The sequence below is a fragment of the Microbacterium sp. 8M genome, assembly GCF_902506375.1.
GTDB lineage: Bacteria > Actinomycetota > Actinomycetes > Actinomycetales > Microbacteriaceae > Microbacterium.
The window spans coordinates 2197934-2214485 of the sequence record NZ_LR733284.1; the positions used below are offsets into that span (position 1 = coordinate 2197934).

A 16552-nucleotide genomic window follows, 5' to 3' on the forward strand; every position below is an offset into this window, starting at 1 on the left:
GCGTTAGACGACCTCGAACACCTTCCCGGTGCCGTCGGTCCAGATGGTTCCTACGGGCGCGTGGTTCGCTGAGGCACTCGGGATGGTGTCCATCCCGAAGAACGAGATCCCACTTCCAGACAGCACGATCGACACCCCGCCGCGCTGGATCGCGACAGCGCCCGTTCCGACGTAGACGCGGTTGGTTCCAACGTTCATCCGCACGCCGCCGTTGGTGACGTCGGCCTCGACGACGCCGCCGGTGCCGAAGGACATGCGTCCGTCTTCGAGCGTCGCCGGCGAGGCGCCGCCCGTGATGCGGATCAAGCCGGGGCTGTTCACGATCACGGATCCGGTGATGACGGTGTTGCCCTGGATCTCGCCGTTGCCGATGAGCTTCCAGGTTCCGACGACGTTGAGCGGGCCGTTGACGGTCGTGGTCCCGTTGATCGTGGTGTTGCCGTTGATGGTGAGCGTGCCGTCGAACACGGTGGGGCCGGTGACGTGCTGGCTGCCGGTGAGGTTCATGTCGCCGGACCAGTTGAAGTCGCCGTCGCCGTGGAGTATCCCGGAGACGTACGCGGAGCCTTCGACGAGCAGGCCCTCGGGCGACGCGACCCGCAGCGCGCCGCGTGTGATCGAGCTGAACCCGATCGGGGACTGCGTCTCGAGCGCGCGGATGCGGCGGAGGATCTCGGGGATCTCTGAGTCGTTCGGGTTGTCGCGGCGCGTCATGCGATCTCCATCCCGATGGTCTCGGAGAGATTCCCGGACATGCCGACCAGGGTGCCGCCGTACCAGCCGTCGTCGAGGAACTCGTCACCCTCAACCCACGCGCGCAGCGTGGATCCGAGGACCATGCTGGGCAGAACGTCCGACGCGAGTGCACCCAATGTCACGACCCGTGACGGTTCACGAAACGCCTGCAGCTCGGCCAGCGCCGCGGCGTCCAGTTGGGCGTCGTCGGCGAGGGTCTTGAACGACCTGGTCGCGTCGAGATTCGGAATCCGGGTGCCGGGGATCCCGGTGAACGGGGACTGGCCGACCTTCATGTCGGCCTCCGACCCGGCGCCGATTGAGAACACGCCTGTCAGCTGCTTCGCCGCGTCCTTCGTGACAGTGAAGTCGGCGAGCCCATGCTCGGACGCCGTCGAGTCCCACTCGAACGCCGGCCCCGTGAGAGTACCGATCCGCGACTCCCACTCCAAAGCGCCTGTCGCGCCCCACCTGGGCCGCAGATGCAGGTCCGGACCGCCGTTGGTGCCCTCGATCTGCTGCAGCAGCTGCTCCACAGTCTCGAAGTTGTACATCTGCCAGGACCGCGACTGCGATCCGCTCTCGTCGGCGGGAAGGACTACGGGCAGGCTCCAGTCGTTCGAACCGGGCCGCTTAGTTCCCCAGTCGAGCACCTGTCGCATGATGCCGCGCAGCGACTTCCCGATCACGGCACGGACACCGTTCGGGTCGTACTCGGGGACGGTGAACGGCATCCGGATCGCGAGTACCTGACGGATCTCCACCGTCGACAGCTCGAGCACCCCTGTGAACCGGCCGTACTTCTGGGTGCGGATCAGACCCGCGTACTGCGGGACATCCGCCCAGCACGACACGACCGTGCGCGCCCATGGCGTCGCGAGATCCTGCCACGTCGCCCGCGGCAGCCGGGTCTCCTCATCCCGCAACTGGAACTGGTGCGACCCGGATCCCACGCCGGTGAACGACGTGCGCCAGTTCTCCCCGGACGGGAACACCTGCTGCATCCGCGAACCGGTGAAGGTGTCACAGATCCAGTGCGACCACACGGGCACCCCCTAGATGTACGTGTCGGTGACGATGATCGACATCGGCCCGGCGGCGCTGATCGAATGCACGATCCCCGGTGAGGTCGGCGGGATCGTCCAGGTGCCGCCGGCGGTGATCGCGCCGGTCTGCAGCACGCCGTCCCGGTAGAGGCGGCCGGTGCGCATCTCGATCCGGTGCTTCTGCCCCGTCGCGAGGGCCTGACCGATCGTGATGCTCTTGCCGGTGTCGGTGCTGATCGTGTACGCGGCGCGCGGGCCGGTGACCTCGATCACCGGATCCGCCGGGAAGTTGCCGCGCTGGAACACCTGCTCGCCGGCCGCGAACGTCCGCTCGGTGCCGTACATGCGTGGGTTCGGCGCCCAGAACTGGACGTCGAACGTGGCAACCCGAGGGTCGGATCCGCTGATGGCGACTGTGGGCTGCGAGGCGACCGCGACGTTCATCCACACGAATAGGCCGTCCAGGTCCACGTCCAGCCGCCGGGTCTGGCCGTCACCGAGCCCGATGAGCCGGTGTCGCATGTTCAGCGTGGCGTCCGCGGTTCGCTGGATGAGGTGCCCAGCGAAAGGCAGCACCCGCGCGGACAGATACCCTGGGGTGCCGAACGACCCGTGCGCGCCTGGGCGCGGCACCTCGTCGCGGCGGATCGCGAGACCCCCCTCGATGCCGTCCCACGTTGTCGCGACGACCGCCTGATACCGGTCCAGAGGGACGGCCTCGAAGGTGATCCCACCGATGCGCGCTTCTCGACGTCCCACAGGGTGCCTCCTAGCTGCGCAGTAGCGCGTTCAGCTTGTTCGCCGCGACCTGCCCGATCGTCTCCTCGGACATGCCCTCGGACGGCTGCACGATGAGCTGCACGCCACCCTGGCCGCTACCGCCGATGCCCTCCTCGAGTGCACGGTTCAGCAGCCCGGTGTCGACGACGGACTCGGGGCGGCCGGCCTCGGCGAGCACGGCGAGCGTGCCGCCCGGCTTGGGGAGCACGGTCGCGCCCTGCGCCAGGTGCGGGATCTTGCCGACATTGAAGTCGATCGCCCCGCCGGTCACGTCCGAGACGAAGTTGCCGACCTCGTTCAGCGACCCGAGGAACCCGTTGATCAGGTCGATCATCGAGTTGATGACGCCCTTACCGATGTCGAGGATCCCGTTCCACAGACCGGAGAAGATCTGCACGATCCCGTTCCACGCCTGCTCCCAGTTGCCGGTGAACACACCGGTGAGGAAGGTGATCACTCCGCCGAGCACGTCGACGAGCATGTTCACGATCGGGAGCAGCAGAGACGAGATGGCGTTCACGACGCCCTCGATGATCGGGATGACCGCCTGGATCACCGCCGCCAGGATCGGGAAGATCGCGGAGATCAGCTGCATCAGCGGATCCAGGAGCGGCGTCACTGCGGTGAGGATCTGCCCGATCAGCCCGGCGAGCATCGTGATCAGCGGTAGCAGCGGTGGCAGCACCGTGGCGAGGAACTCGGAGAACACGCCGACGAGGGTCTGCAGCACCGGCAGCAGCGCCGAGATCACGGTCTGCAGTGCCGGCCCGAGGGCCGCCATGATGTCCGGGAGCAGAGGCTGGATGGCCTTGAAGATCAGGCCCAGCGGGCTGAGATAGCCGAGCAGCTCCCCGAACTGGGAGAAGTCCATGTCGGCGGTGAGCGAGTTGATCCACTCCATGCCCTGACCGAGCAGGTTGAAGATCGCCGACCCGATCGGCTCGATCGCCGTCAGCGCCCGGTTCTTGAACACCTGCCACTGCTCAGCGAAGTCGGCGGTCTCCGCCGCGGTGCCGAGGATCGTGTCCCCGGTGGCGCCGACGGCGGCCTGCATGTCCTGCAGGTTCACGACCCCGGACTGCAGCGCCCCGACGAACTGTGCGGCGCCGCGGGTGCCGAAGATCTGCGATGCGAGGTCGAGCGCGGCGGTCGTGTTGCCCTGATCGACGAACGCCTGCATCTCGCCGGTGACGCGCTGGAACGCGGCCTGCGGTTCCTCGCCGTCCTTCGCGAGGGTGACGAGCCCCTTCGACAGGGACGCCATCACCTGCTGGCTGTTCAGGCCCGCCTTGTCCAGCGAGCCGAGCAACGCGACCGAGTCCTGGAAGGAGAAGCCGAGGTTCTGCAGCGCCGGCGCCGCGGCCTGGACCCCCGAGGCGAGCTCGTTCATGCCGACGCCGGTCGCCTGCGACACCTGGAACAGGTTGTCCATCGCGCCCGAGACGGCGTCGCCCTCGATCTTGAAGGCGTTGAACGCGGCCGATGTGGCGTTGATGTCGACGTCCTGGCCGAGGATGTGCCCGGCCTCGAGGTACTGCGACGCGACCGTCGTCAGCGTCTCCCCGGTGAGCCCGAGCCGGGTGTTCAGATCCGCGACGGCCGGGCCGATCTTGTCGAACTCGACGGGGACGTTCTGGCCGACGTTCTTCGCGACCTGCACGAGCCCTTCGAGCTCGGCTCCCTGCGCGCCCGTTCCGACACGGATCGTGTCCGTGACGTCGTCGAAGATCGACCCGACCTCGTACAGTCCCTTGAACGCTCCGACGACGGCGGTGCCGATGGCGGCGACGCCCAGGGCGCCCTTGAGGCCGGCGGTGAAGCCGGCCCCCGAGCGTTTCCCGGATTCCGCTGCGGCGGACTCGGCGCCGCCGAGCTCGCTGGCGAGGGTGTCCTGGATGCCTTCGACGGTCGGGACCAGACGGATCCACGCGGTTGCGAGCTCGACGCCGTCAGCCATGAGCGCCCCCTCACTTGCGGCCGGCGGACTCCCACCAGTCGTCGAACTGCGACAGCGGGATCGGGTCGCGCCCGAACCGCTTCTTCACGGACTCCCACCAGCGCTGAAGCCGCTTGGGCCGTTGCCCCTTGCCTCGCCGCAGGTTGAAGTTCATGGCCTGCAACTGGTCGACGGCGACGGCGAGGACCTGCTCGATCCACGACGGGACCTCATGCCCGTGGATCGCCGCGGCGACCGCGTTGCCGGGGAGCTTCTGCCACCGCCGGGTCAGCACGTACAGGTCCCGCCAGGAGAGATCCCCGCCGAGCTCGTGGATGCGATGCCCGGCGAGGATCAGCTCGAACTCGAACGCCTCCTGATGCTCGTCGATCAGCTCGAGGAGGCCGAAGATTCCCCCACGCCGATCGAGGACCCTTCACGCCACGCCTTCACGAGGTCGTTGAACTGCGCCCGGTCGAGGAGGTCGACGTGTTCCAGGTCCTCCGGGCTGATCAGCTCTTCGAGAATCGTGAACACCTGGTCGACCTGCGGCAGCTGCCGGGTCTTGCGGATGATGCCGACCGGGACGTTCTCGAACCGGGGCAGCTCGATCTCGTGGCCGTCGGGCAGGGTGTGGTGGAACTTCTCCATCATGGGAACCTCGCTCTCGGGAACCAGGGATTTGGCGTCGCGGCGGGAAGGGTTCCCGGCTTCCCGCCGCGACGGTCATGCAGCTCAGGCCGACGCGACGCCGTCGTCGAGGTAGATGTAGACGGACTTGCCGGCGGCGTCCGGGTAGGACGTGAGGGTGACCGGGAGGGTGACGGCGGCGGACGCGAGCAGGGCGATGTCGCCGCGCTCGGTGATCTGCCCGTGCGGGACGAAGATCAGGGCGCGGCGGTGGCCGTCCTTGATCTTGAAGTACCAGGCCTTCACCGGGCGCATCTCGCCGGCGATCGCGGCGCGGGTGAGCGTGCCCTTCGTCGATGTCGCGGGCGTCACATCGACGTTGTCGTCGCCCATGTAGTTTTTCAGCGACGCCTCGTTCAGCTCGAGGTGCGCCCATGCGAGCGTCGAGTCGAACTCGGTGAGGATCTTGCGGATCACCCGCAGCGACCAGTCCTTGATCGACTCGGTCGACTCGGACGGGGTGATCGTCACGCCGTCCTCGTTCACGTACCCGGAGTCGTCGAGACCGGTGAGGACGAAGTCGTCGATCGTTGCCGGGATGACGTCGGTCTCCGGACCGGTGAGGATTGCACCGGTCACCGCCTGGTCGGGCGCGCCGACGAAGACGTTGTTGCTGTTCACGCTCATGAGCGCTGCCCCTTTCAGGCGTGGTTCAGCAGCGCCCCGGTCGGGACGCCGCGAGGGTGGGAACTCAGGCCGTGGTCCTGCGGAGGTCCACGGAGACGGTCGCGGTGAACCGGAATCGGTCCGGCACCTGTGGGTGAGGGAGGTTCGCGGGGAGGCCGACGATGCGGGCGGCGTAGATGACGGCGCCGCCGAGCGTCCCGGCGCGCGCGGCGCGCTCGATGATCGCTACCATCAGCGCGCACAGGTCGCGGGCGCGCTGCTCCTTCTTCGCGAACGCCTCCAACGTGAGCAGCGGCGAGTCCGTCACGAGGTCGCGCCCCGCGCCTCCCACGCCGACGACACGGCCGAACTCGTCCGGCTTGGTGGTCGATGTGGGGATCTTCGTTCCGAGCGTCTGAGCGGCCTTGGTGATGCCGGGGAAGCCGTGCACGGGCAGAGCCTCGGACAGCTCATCGAGGGCTGCGACCTCGGCGTCGGTGGGGATCAGCAGCTCCACGACGTCACCGCCCAGCGTCGATCGCGCGGGTCAGTGCCCGGTCTGTCGCCTCGGCGCGCTGTGCCTGCGGGGTCGCGGTGCGCACGAACGCGATCGCGCGGTCCCGGTTGCGGGTCACCTGCACCTCGTTGCCGTCGCCGGCGGCCGCGGCGATCGCCTTCGCCCGGGATCCGAGATCCGCGGACACCTCGCGGGATGTGAGCAGTGCGATGATGCCCTTCTGGTTCAGCTTGATGCGCATGCTCGACGCCATCTCAGCCCTCCCAGTTCTTCAGCAGCAGGATCGTGTGCGACGTCCGCGGTGACGGTCCCGGTTGGCGCACGACGGCGCCGTCGATCTGGAACTTCTCACCGAAGACGGTGATCCGGTCATGCCGTTGGACGTCCGCGTCGAACGGGCCGCGGGCGGTCCACTGGATGAGCGCCCCGTCGCGGTTCTGCAGGTCGGCGACGGTCGCTCCGGCGTCCAGCGCCCACCCGGGCAGATCCACGGGCGTCGCCGTGGTGGAGTCGGGTTCGAGCCCGCCGCGGCCGTCGTCGACCATGACGGGGCGTTCCCGGACGAGGGTGTGCCGGTCGACCAGTCCGCCGATCACGGCAGCCACCCCAGCCGGTAGGCGGCGAGGCGGTCCTCGTCGGCGGGCTGCAGCGCCCCGGACGTGCGCGTATACGACACGGACACGCCGCCGGCCTGTTCACGGCTGATGCCGAGCGGGGATCCGAGCGCGCCGGCGGCGAGCTCGAGCGTCAGCGTGACCAGATCCTCCGGGATCTCCTCGAACCCGGCGGTGAACTTCACCTGCCGGATCCGGCCGCACAGCGACGTCCACCCGGTGTCGAAGTCGAACTCCACACCGGCCGGGTCGATCGCGACGCCGTCGATCGTGATCTCGTCCAGGGTCGCGATCTGCATGGCGGGGAGCCACACCGGTTCCGCGAACGGGCCCGACCGGCGGAACGTCAACTGCTCTACGGCGGCGATGTGCCAGCGGCAGTGATTCCGGATCGTGCGGGTCGCGGCGGCGAGCTCCTGATCGAGGAACGGGGTGGTGGCGGGGATCGCACCCTGGGAGCGCTGCTCCATCTGGTCCTTCGTCGCGAACGACGTCGTGCTCAGCGCCATCCCCGCCACCCCCTCGTTACTCGCTCGCGTCCGGGTCGGACGCGTCCTCGATGCCCGCCGGCGCGGGCGGCGTCTGCTCTGCCTCCGCCGGCGTCTTCGCGGCCGCCTTGGCGGGCGCCTTCTTGTTGGCGGCGGGCTGGCGCGACTTGTTCGTCGGCGTCTTCGCGGCCTTCTCCGCGCTGCCGAACACGCCGAGGCGCTTCGCGTCCGCGTCGTTCAGCAGCATGGTCGTCTTGTGCGGGTGGCGACCTTCGGTCATCACCTCGTACTCCTTCAGTCCCATCGCTCCTCCTGAGGATGTCGTGATCGTCTGGTCGACGGGGATCACCGTGGTCCTGGGACCACATGCTCGGTGCGGTGCGCCGCACACGGGACACTTCGCCACGGTGACCCCCGATCGGTCAGGACGCGATCGTCGCCTTGACGAACGCCTTCGGGCGGGTCACGCCGAACGCGACCCGCTCCTCGCCGAGCACGGCGACGAGGTTGCGGATGAAGAAGTCCGCGTGCGAGTCGGTCGCGGTGATCGACGCCTGCTCGCGATCCCACAGGACGGCCTTGGAGAAGTCGCCGATGAGCGCGGTCTTCACGGCGATCGCCTCGGACTCCACGATCGGCAGACCCCACACGGTGGGGATGTTCGCGTTCGCGAACGGTCCGGGGCCGTAGAACTGGCCGTCGCCCGAGGTGGGCTTGGACAGGTCGAGTGCCTCGACGTCCTCCGGGTTCATCAGGATGCCGTTCGGGATGACGCGGCCGACGGTGCGGACCTTCGTCTTCGCCTTGCGGATCGTGGTGAGCATGTCGGTGACGAGCGCCTGCGTCTGGATGCCGGAGGTCTGCAGGATGCCGGTCAGGTTCTCACCGGTGCCGTCACCGTTGAGGATCTGGTCCTCTTCCTCCTCCGCCAGGTCGGCGCGCAGCTCGTCGTCGATCAGGCCGCGCAGCTGCTTCGCGTCGGCGAGACCGCGCTTGGTGGCCGGCACCCACTCGGCGATCGTCTTCACGGTCGCGGTGACCTTCTGGAACGCGAGCGTCCCCTCCGGCTTGTACCCGCCGCCGGCGGCCGGGACGAGGGCGCCCGCGGTGCCCGGTGCGGTCGGGGCGGCGGCCGTGGTGGCCTCCGGGACCGGCGCGGCGCTGGACAGCTGCGTCGTCTGCTGCACGAACTCGACCGTGTCCGACTCGGTCTGGCGGACCGAGATCAGGTCACGGAGGGTGAGCGGGCGGCGGCCGAGCAGCTCGAGGATGCCGGTGACGTCCGTCGGCACGAACGCGCCACGGGAGGTGTCCGACGCTCCGGTGATGAGCGCCTTAACGCCCATCGGCTGCGACTGAACACGGGCCTTCTCGTTGATCTGGCCGCCGTGGAACTGGCCCATCAGGCCCTTGTACTCGGCGGACTCGATGAACATCTGGCCGATGCTCTTCAGCTTCGTCGGCTGACGGTACGAGTCGGCCTTGGCCTTCTCGCCGTCCGGGGTGCGCTCGAGGCCGAGGTCGAACCCGATCGCATCGAGCGCGGCCTTGACGTCCGCGGACGCCTGGCCCTTCTCGAACTCGGCCTTTGCGTCCTCGTACGCCTTGATGTGGGTGCTGGCCTGAGCGACCTCGTCGGGGGTCAGGTCGCGACCCTCCGCCTCGGCCTTCGCAGCGATGTCGCGGGCGGCCTTCAGCTCGGCCCGCATCTTCTCCTTGGGGTCCATCGCGGATCCTTTCGTTTCAGAGGTTCCCGAGCTCGCACCGTGCGAGCTCGATTCGGAGACAGGTGAGGGCGGACGGGCTGACGCGCAGATCGTCCGACTTGACCCCGTCCGGGCCCTCGTCGTTGATCCCCGCTTGACCGACGGCCTTCGGTTCCTGGTTGCCTGCCTCGAGCTGAGACAGGACGCTCTTGAGGTCGGCGACCGTGACGCCGAGGGTGTCGACCACGGCGCGCAGCGTTTCCTCGTTCTTGGCGGACAGCACGCGTCCGGCCTTCACGCCGTCGAGCAGTGCGTCGACGGCGGACTTCACGGCGACGACCGAGGTGTCGCGGTTCGCGCCGATCGGGACGAAGCTGAACTCGAACACCTCGAGGTCGCGCAACTCGTTCGCCTTCGTGCCGTCGTCGAGCTGCACCTGCCCCTCGTCGAGGGTGTCGAACGCGAACGACAGCTCGCGCAGCCTGCCCGACTTCACGAGCCGGTACGTCTGCGGTCCCTTCGGTGAGTCCATGTCGAACATGCCGCGCACGCGCCACCCGTGGTCGTCCTCGGACTCCTCGGTCGCGCCGGCGACGAAGTAGTCTGGATCGTCCAGGCGGTGCCCGTACAGGCCCGGCAGGCTGATCCCTGCCTCCTTCCGTGCCGCGATGCCGCGCGCGAACGCGCCCTTCGCGACGACGTCGCCGTAGCTGTCGGGCGTGCGGGTGAACGTGGACGGGTAGACGATGAACTCGCCCTCGGCGAGGCCGTCGTCGGGGCCGGCCTTGAAGCTGACCGGCAGGCTCTTGATCTTCACGACAAGCTCCCTATTCGAAGTTGATCTGGACGGTGCAGGAGCACCCGGCGACCTCGTCGACGTCCAGCGCCGAGGAGTCCCCCGGCCACTTCGCGCCGTTGCTGAACACGGAATCGATGGGAACCGTCTCGCCCGCCATCTGGGCGTGCGAGGCGCGCGGGTTGCCGGAGGTGACGACCCACGTCTTCGTCGCGCCGCGCTGTCCGCGGACCTGCTGAACTGCCTCGACCGACGCGAAACCGGCGAGCGTCGTGGCGAGCGTCTGCCCGCCCTGCTGCGCCCGCGCCGTCTTCGCGACGTCGAACACATGCCCGACAGCGTCCGGGTCGTCGTCGGATTCGAGGGCGGTTTCCAGCGCCGCCTCGGTCGCCGCGTTGATGCTCGTCGCGTTCGCGTCAGCGACGGTGCGCATCCACGCCATCGTCCGGTCGACGTCGTACTCGTCCGGGTCTACGCCGAGCTGCTCGAGCTGCTTCCGCGCGACATCCAGCGTGATGGACGACGAGAGCGCGAGCAGCGCGCCGCCGAGCTCCTTGTCCCAGCGAGCACCGTCCCACCACCCCGCGGCTTTCGCGCCGAGCGCCGAACGCACGGAACGCTCCTGCCGGGCGAAGAACTCGGCGAGCACCTGCGCGGCCTTCGCGCTCTGCGCCGCCGACGGCCGCGCCTTCGTCTTCAGACGAGCGATCAGCGCCTTGGCTTCGTCCTCCGTCGGGACGGAACCGCCCCCGGATCCGGCCGGGACCTGATCCGTCGGCGACGCGAGTCCGCCCACCAGCACGTTCAGCGGTACGACGAGCTCGTCGGCGCCGTCGATGCGGGGCAGGTTCAGCCGTGCGCGTGCCTCGTTCCGGGTGAGGAACGGGGCGCCGACCGAGGTCTGCAGCTGCGACGCCTGCTCCTCGAACGAGCCGCGCAGCTTCTCGAGCATGTTGAACTCGACGTACAGGCTGTCGGCGTCGTCGGGGAACTCGGCGCGGATGAGCTGCAGGTAGATCTCCTGCTGCACCTCCTGCAGGATCGGCCCGAGCGTGTCCTGGTAGAGCATCTTGTGCTGCTCTTCGATGTTCCCGAACGTGGCGTTGTCGAGGATGCCGACCATCGGCGGCGGGATGAAGTACGCCGACGCTGCCTCCTCGCGGGAGAGCTTGCGCGACTCGATGTACTGCATGTCCGCAGCGGAATGGCCGGCGGCGACGAACGTCATGCCGTCCTCGAGGACCGGTGTCCCGCCGCCCTCGGTCGCGGTCTGCCCGGTGTACTGGGCGCGCCACCCGGTCGCGAAGCGCTCGCGTGCGGGATCAGACCATGCCGGCGCGTCCCCGGGGCGCTGGATGTAACCGCCGATGCGGGCGCCGTTGCGCAGCGACTGCTCGCGCATCTGGCCGGCGGCGAACTCCTCCGACAGGATCCGACGCAGCGACTCGATCGGTGAGAGCCCGTACCGCTCGTCCTCCGGGTTGTAGCCGCGGAAGTAGACGCAGCTCTCAGCGGGGATCTTCGTGGATCCGCGGTTGCCTTTGATCACGAACCCGCTGGGCGAGAGCCAGTTGTCGTCGTCGTCGATCTTCCACAGACGCGGCGGGATCCGCGTGAGCGCCATCCCCGACTTCTCCCGAGTCTTCACCCAGAGCGCGCGGTCGTAGATGCCGCGGTCGGCGATCAGGTCGCGGATGAGGCGGTACCCGGTCGTGTACGGGTTCGGGGAGCGCATGAGCTGCGCGAACGGATGATCGGTGATGCGGCGGCGGTCACTGTCGTCGATGCGCTCGAACGTGTGCAGCGACAGCTGGGCGATGTTGCGGGCGAGGAAGTCGACGACGGTGCGCACGCTCTGCTGCCTGCGGTACAGCTCGGCGTAGTCCATCGACAGGTCATCGCTCAGCCGCAGCGTCGACGGCGCCTGGTAGGACGGCTTCTGGACGGCGCGGAGCGTTCCCTCGGAGACAGCGAAGACCATCGTCTGCTCCTTCCTACGGCGCCTGCACGAACAGGACCCGTGCTCGGTCGATGACGGTGTCGCCGTCGAGCGGCGCCGGCTCTGCGCCAGGCTCGTGATAGATCGCGTTCTTCAGCACGAGGAGGTTCCCGGGGTCGCGGTACAGCACCCCTTCGATCGAAGAGCCGTCGTCGAGATTCACGACCACCCGGCGCAGCAGCAGCACCTTCCGGAATGCGCCCACGTCGGGCCCCCTCTCTCACACGACCATCAGGTCGTTCGTCTCGTACGCGGAGACCGTCTCGCCAGATGCCGGATTCGTCAGCAGAAGCCCGACAGCCGCGATGAACGCGACCAGCGGTGAAGCGTCCGCGGGCGACGACTTCCGGTCGATAACCCAGCCGCCGTCGCCGACGGCCTTGATCTGCGCCGAGGCTGCGGCGACGTCGAGCGCCGGCTGCACGCCGTGGGAGATCCGCACCCGCTCACGGAACTGCTCCGGCGTCTCCCCATCGGGGGCGTCGTCCGCCGCCGCGACCTTGATCAGGTGGTAGACCTTCGGGTGACAGCCCGCGAGCTCCGAATCGCCCCAGGGTGTGACTTCGAGGTCAGCGTCCTCGAAGTCCTTCCACAGCGCGGAGATCGGCGCGCCGCGCCGCTGGAACGCGATGTGCTTCGCGGGCACCTTCCGCAGCGGTGACTTCAGCCATGGGATCACCCAGTCCGGGCCGGCGCGGTGCGCGACGATCTCGCCGCGGATCCGGCCCTCGGTGTCCCAGAACGCGAGGGCGACGTAGGTCATGCCGTTCTCGGACATGTCGACGCCGTAGCAGGCGACCCGGTCGACGTCGCGCGTGACTCCGCGCGCGGCGCGTTCGTCCTTCGTGTCGAGGATCGCCGCCCACGCTCCGGTCGGGAACGGGCCGGATCCGAGCATGTTCACGAACTGGCACATCACCTCAGTGCGGAACACCCACTCGGGGTCGGTGCTCGCGGCCGCCGCGATGGAGCGCAAGTCGATCGTGTAGCCGAGCGAGGGGTTCGCCTCCGCCCATCCCTCGCGATCCCACACGCCACGGCCTGGCGCCGCGGACCATTCGAAGATGCCGAGCGAGTCGTCAGCCTCGGTGCTGTCGTCAGTGGCGTCCCCGGTCGAGTCGAGGTCGTCCATGCCGTCTTTGCCGTCCGGCCACCCGAGCGCACGGTGCGCGAGAGAGCGGAGGCGGCGCAGCACCACCGACGCCATGTCGCCGGCGTTCGACGCCGCCCAGATCTGCGCGAGCTTGCGGGCCATGGTGGTCTTCGTGACCGCGCCCCACGCCTGCCAGTTCTGGTGCTCGCGCAGCTCGTCCAGCAGCACGAGGTCGCCGGAGAGCCCGCGGCCGCCGCGGCGGGATGCGGCGGCGACCTTGTACCGCTCGCCGGTGTCCAGGCGCAGCGCCTTCTTGCCGTTCGTGCGGTCGACGTGATCGATCAGCTCGGCGAGCTCCGGGATCCCCTCGGCGATCTCGACGGCGCCCGACCACTGCTCCTCAGCGATGTCGAGCGACTGCGCCGTGCCGATGACCAGCGGCGCGCCCTCGGCGTACATGCGCCACAGGGACAGCACCTGCATCAGCGTGGACTTGCCGTTCTGGCGAGCGACCAGCAGCAGCACCGTCTTGAACCGGTACGTGCCGTCGGGGTTCAGCTCGAGCGCCCGGATCAGGAGCGCCCGCTGCCACGGCAGCAGCTCGATCTCGAGGATCTCCTCGGCGAACTCGATGCACGCGAAGCCCTTCGACGTCGCCGGCGTGAGCTCGCGCAGCGGCGGCGTGCAGATCCGAGGCTCCGTGCAGCCCACGCGGCGGCGGAACGACTCGGCGCGTGACGGCCCGCCGACGGCCCGCTGGTATGCGGCGCCCGGCCCCCTGGTGGCGCTACGCCGACTTCCCGCCGCGGAGCGCGTGGAGCTTGGCCTTCTTCCCACCTGCGCCCCCATCCTTCACCCCGAGCGCCTTCCGGCCGACCGGGGAAAGGCCGAGCTGATCGCAGTACTTCAGGTACGCCGAGATCGACACGTTGTCGTTCTGCGGCACCGCCGGCCGCGCGCCCTTCGTCTGTGCGGCGTCATCGAGCGCCCACTCGACGATCACGTCCCACGCGTCGATCTTCCGGGCGAGCGCGCGCAGCGCCTCGATCGCCCCGGCGTCCGCGTCGGTCAGGTGCGCGGATCCCGCTTCGATCGCCTTCTCCGTCGCGGCGACCATGTTCACAGGGCCGCGGGTCGTCACGATCGACGGCAGCACCCCCGGCACCAGTGCGTCGCGCATTTCCGGAGTCAGCGACGATGCCTCCATGATCCGGTCAGCGACCACTCCCTGAGCAGCGTTCGGCGTGCGCGGGGTGACGACAGCGACAGGGGTGATGTCAAGGTTCTTCGCCTCGGCCATCCCGTCGCGCTTCGTCGCGGCGATCACGATGACTCGCATCAGGGATGCTCCTCTCGCGCGCGCGACCCCCTCCCATCACCTCGGGGGGAGAGAGATCACTGCCGGAGAAATGGCCGGTGGTCGGGGGTCGTAGAGATTCGGACGCCCCTCCCCTATGCGGGAGAGAAGGTCACGGTGACTCGCGGTGTGGTGATGGGCGGCAGGTAGGCCCACCACATGCGCTTGAGGTGATCGGCGAACTCGTCGGGCTCGAACAGCGTGATGGGTTCCTTCATGAAGCCGATGTCGGCCCATGCGTAGGTCTCTCCCTGGTGTTCGACGATGCGGGGGCAGTCGGTGATGACCGGCACGCCGACCTGGTCTCGTACGTCGATCATCACTCGACGTCCTTCGTCTTCGGTGCAGCGTGCCACGTCGCGCCCTTCTCGGTCAGTTCGTAGTGACCGGGCGCGACGTGCGTGGTGAACGTCTTCTGGGTCTCGTCCACGAGCACCGTCTTGCCCTTCAGCGGGCCGGACGTGAGCTTCACCCTGCGCATGTTCTCCATGGTCACCACTCCTCCGTGGTCTCGCCGATCTTCACTGGCCCGTCGCCGTGCTGCTTCGAGCGGTTGCAGCGGACATGGCTGGGCTGGCAATTGCCCGGGTCGAGGATCAGCTGCGGCTTCCCCATGGCGAGGCACCGCTTCCGGCTGATCTTGTGGTCCAGCTCGAACGAGTCCGGCTCGTTCTTCACCCCGTCGTACTGGATATCCGCCTGACCACACAGGGCGCACGGTGCGTTCCTGCCACGCCACTGGGCCTTCAACGTCTCGCGCAGCTGCCGGTACTCCCGAGAATGGATCAGATCGGCCACGACTACCTCCGTGCCGGTGTATCCCCACGGCTCAGCGCCCAACCCAGGAACGCACGCCAGGTGCGCAGCCAGACGACCACGGCCGTGATGCCGATCGCTACGCCGGCGAGTAGCTTCACTGCAAGGCCAGGCGCGCGGTGGTGAGGTTCTCGTCCCACTCATGATCAGGGTGCGAGGCGGTGAACGCATGGATCGCGTCGAGCGCGTTATCCCGCTCAGCCTGCAAACGACTGATCTCGTCCAGCGCCCCGTTCAACGTTCGCTCCCATGTCACCCCGAGCATGACGCCTCCCCGGGGAACGACGAAGGCCCCGCCCGTAGGCGAGGCCTTCTAGATCGCCCGTAGGCGAGGCCTTCTAGATTGAGAATGAGGTTATTAACGAACCACATGCAGTGATTGCTTATGCGCCGCCCGGCTGAGTGTGGCGTCAGAGTTTCAGGATCCCGGTCAACCAGGTCGTGACCAGTGTTCCTAATATCGAGACCGGAGCGACCAGGACCGCCGTGAGCAGGGAGACGCGAGTGTTAGCGTGACGATTCGCTCGAGCGGCGTTCGTCTCGCGTCGCGATTGGCCCCGTACCAAGATGGGTCCGCGAGCTAGTTGCTGGTCTCGCAAAATCTTCATCAACCACGTGACGGCGGGAACTGCGGACGTGACGACGAGGGCCGCTAGCAACAAGTGCGCATACACGCTGAGCGCCACGGTGGACACGACCCCTACGTACCCCACTGCGATCCCAAGCAGGCCAATGATGGGCACCATTAGGCGCAAGCAGCGCCTCCACCTCGGCAGTATCGAACTGTTCCGGATTAGGTAGTCCGCGGCGAACTGATGGTCCTCCAAGGCGCTTACCGCTTGCACCGACACGTATCCGCCGCGACAGTCGATGTCGACTCGACGGACTTGGCCGTCACGGGTCTCGAATGTTCGGGAGAGACGCAAGTTGTTCCGGTCGTACACACCCAAGTCGACGAGTTGGGCGCGGGGTATCTCTCCCCGAACCGAGGTGAATTGGTCCACCACTGTACCCCCGTCGGCGCGCTGGGCACCTTCAGGATCCCAGCGCTCGACAAGCGCGTCGAGCATATCCAAGAGGACCTCTAGATCAGTTAGCAGGCGCCTGTGCATGTAGACGGACAGGTCATCCAGCGCATTGCGTGTTTGCCCGAATAGCCGTCGAAGTTCCATGGCCGAACACTATCTTCTGGCTGAACATCTGCGCATCGTGACGCTGGCGTTGGGAGGCACGCGCTCGAACCAACGTCCCCCGCGCTGCGACGATGGGCAATCCACCATTGCTTAAACCGCTGCTAGTGGGCTACAAAGATCGCTCATTCTGAGGCTAAGGGGTGACACCGGCGGAGCTACAAGCGCGACGCGCCGACAGCG

General features: G+C 68.1%; 23 protein-coding genes. All 23 read right to left on the reverse strand.

Annotated elements, in window-relative coordinates; all coding sequences use genetic code 11:
• Positions 1-3: 3 nt before the first annotated feature.
• Positions 4-714 (reverse strand): hypothetical protein, encoded by a 711-nt coding sequence (locus AERO9AM_RS10500; RefSeq protein ID WP_159576088.1) that lies wholly within the window; start codon positions 712-714, stop codon positions 4-6.
• The gene (locus AERO9AM_RS10505; RefSeq protein WP_159576089.1) at positions 711-1781 is read right to left on the reverse strand and encodes a hypothetical protein; all 1071 of its coding nucleotides are present in this window, start codon (positions 1779-1781) and stop codon (positions 711-713) included. The genes AERO9AM_RS10500 and AERO9AM_RS10505 overlap by 4 nt, the downstream gene beginning before the upstream one ends.
• A gap of 9 nt (positions 1782-1790) precedes the next feature.
• Positions 1791-2540, reverse strand: coding sequence for a hypothetical protein (locus AERO9AM_RS10510; protein ID WP_159576090.1), 750 nt, complete (start codon positions 2538-2540; stop codon positions 1791-1793).
• 10 nt (positions 2541-2550) lie between these two features.
• On the reverse strand, positions 2551-4518 hold the full coding sequence (locus AERO9AM_RS10515; RefSeq protein WP_159576091.1) for a phage tail tape measure protein: 1968 nt from the start codon (positions 4516-4518) through the stop codon (positions 2551-2553).
• A 10-nt stretch (positions 4519-4528) separates the two neighbouring features.
• Positions 4529-4792 carry a hypothetical protein gene (locus AERO9AM_RS10520; RefSeq protein ID WP_159576092.1) on the reverse strand — a complete coding sequence of 88 codons (264 nt, stop codon included), beginning with the start codon at positions 4790-4792 and terminating at the stop codon, positions 4529-4531.
• 95 nt (positions 4793-4887) lie between these two features.
• A complete protein-coding gene (locus AERO9AM_RS10525) occupies positions 4888-5151 on the reverse strand; it encodes a hypothetical protein (protein ID WP_159576093.1) in 264 nt (87 codons plus the stop codon).
• An 81-nt stretch (positions 5152-5232) separates the two neighbouring features.
• The gene (locus AERO9AM_RS10530; RefSeq protein WP_159576094.1) at positions 5233-5814 is read right to left on the reverse strand and encodes a phage tail tube protein; all 582 of its coding nucleotides are present in this window, start codon (positions 5812-5814) and stop codon (positions 5233-5235) included.
• A gap of 64 nt (positions 5815-5878) precedes the next feature.
• Positions 5879-6310, reverse strand: a complete 432-nt coding sequence (locus AERO9AM_RS10535) for a hypothetical protein (protein ID WP_159576095.1) — start codon at positions 6308-6310, stop codon at positions 5879-5881.
• A gap of 4 nt (positions 6311-6314) precedes the next feature.
• Positions 6315-6551, reverse strand: coding sequence for a hypothetical protein (locus AERO9AM_RS10540; protein WP_236602574.1), 237 nt, complete (start codon positions 6549-6551; stop codon positions 6315-6317).
• A 13-nt stretch (positions 6552-6564) separates the two neighbouring features.
• Entirely contained in the window at positions 6565-6915 is a 351-nt protein-coding gene (locus AERO9AM_RS10545; RefSeq protein WP_159576097.1) for a hypothetical protein, read from the reverse strand.
• Complete coding sequence (locus AERO9AM_RS10550) at positions 6903-7433, reverse strand: hypothetical protein (RefSeq protein ID WP_159576098.1); 531 nt, start codon at positions 7431-7433, stop codon at positions 6903-6905. Before AERO9AM_RS10550 ends, AERO9AM_RS10545 begins: the two co-directional genes overlap by 13 nt.
• A gap of 16 nt (positions 7434-7449) precedes the next feature.
• Entirely contained in the window at positions 7450-7716 is a 267-nt protein-coding gene (locus tag AERO9AM_RS10555) for a hypothetical protein (protein ID WP_159576099.1), read from the reverse strand.
• A gap of 118 nt (positions 7717-7834) precedes the next feature.
• Positions 7835-9139, reverse strand: coding sequence for a phage major capsid protein (locus tag AERO9AM_RS10560; RefSeq protein WP_159576100.1), 1305 nt, complete (start codon positions 9137-9139; stop codon positions 7835-7837).
• Positions 9140-9155: 16 nt separating this feature from the next.
• Positions 9156-9935 carry an HK97 family phage prohead protease gene (locus AERO9AM_RS10565; RefSeq protein ID WP_201298621.1) on the reverse strand — a complete coding sequence of 260 codons (780 nt, stop codon included), beginning with the start codon at positions 9933-9935 and terminating at the stop codon, positions 9156-9158.
• 10 nt (positions 9936-9945) lie between these two features.
• Positions 9946-11895: a phage portal protein gene (locus AERO9AM_RS10570; RefSeq protein WP_159576102.1), complete on the reverse strand. Its 1950-nt coding sequence runs from the start codon at positions 11893-11895 to the stop codon at positions 9946-9948.
• A 13-nt stretch (positions 11896-11908) separates the two neighbouring features.
• A complete protein-coding gene (locus tag AERO9AM_RS10575) occupies positions 11909-12118 on the reverse strand; it encodes a hypothetical protein (RefSeq protein ID WP_159576103.1) in 210 nt (69 codons plus the stop codon).
• A gap of 15 nt (positions 12119-12133) precedes the next feature.
• A complete protein-coding gene (locus AERO9AM_RS10580; RefSeq protein ID WP_159576104.1) occupies positions 12134-13717 on the reverse strand; it encodes a terminase in 1584 nt (527 codons plus the stop codon).
• 76 nt (positions 13718-13793) lie between these two features.
• Positions 13794-14345, reverse strand: coding sequence for a terminase small subunit (locus tag AERO9AM_RS10585; RefSeq protein WP_159576105.1), 552 nt, complete (start codon positions 14343-14345; stop codon positions 13794-13796).
• 113 nt (positions 14346-14458) lie between these two features.
• Complete coding sequence (locus AERO9AM_RS10590) at positions 14459-14683, reverse strand: hypothetical protein (protein WP_159576106.1); 225 nt, start codon at positions 14681-14683, stop codon at positions 14459-14461.
• Positions 14683-14853 (reverse strand): hypothetical protein, encoded by a 171-nt coding sequence (locus AERO9AM_RS10595; protein ID WP_159576107.1) that lies wholly within the window; start codon positions 14851-14853, stop codon positions 14683-14685. Before AERO9AM_RS10595 ends, AERO9AM_RS10590 begins: the two co-directional genes overlap by 1 nt.
• A 2-nt stretch (positions 14854-14855) precedes the next feature.
• The gene (locus tag AERO9AM_RS10600; RefSeq protein WP_159576108.1) at positions 14856-15161 is read right to left on the reverse strand and encodes an HNH endonuclease signature motif containing protein; all 306 of its coding nucleotides are present in this window, start codon (positions 15159-15161) and stop codon (positions 14856-14858) included.
• 115 nt (positions 15162-15276) lie between these two features.
• A complete protein-coding gene (locus tag AERO9AM_RS10605; protein WP_159576109.1) occupies positions 15277-15444 on the reverse strand; it encodes a hypothetical protein in 168 nt (55 codons plus the stop codon).
• Between the two features lie 145 nt (positions 15445-15589).
• Positions 15590-16351 carry a hypothetical protein gene (locus tag AERO9AM_RS10610; RefSeq protein ID WP_159576110.1) on the reverse strand — a complete coding sequence of 254 codons (762 nt, stop codon included), beginning with the start codon at positions 16349-16351 and terminating at the stop codon, positions 15590-15592.
• Between the last annotated feature and the right edge of the window lie 201 nt (positions 16352-16552).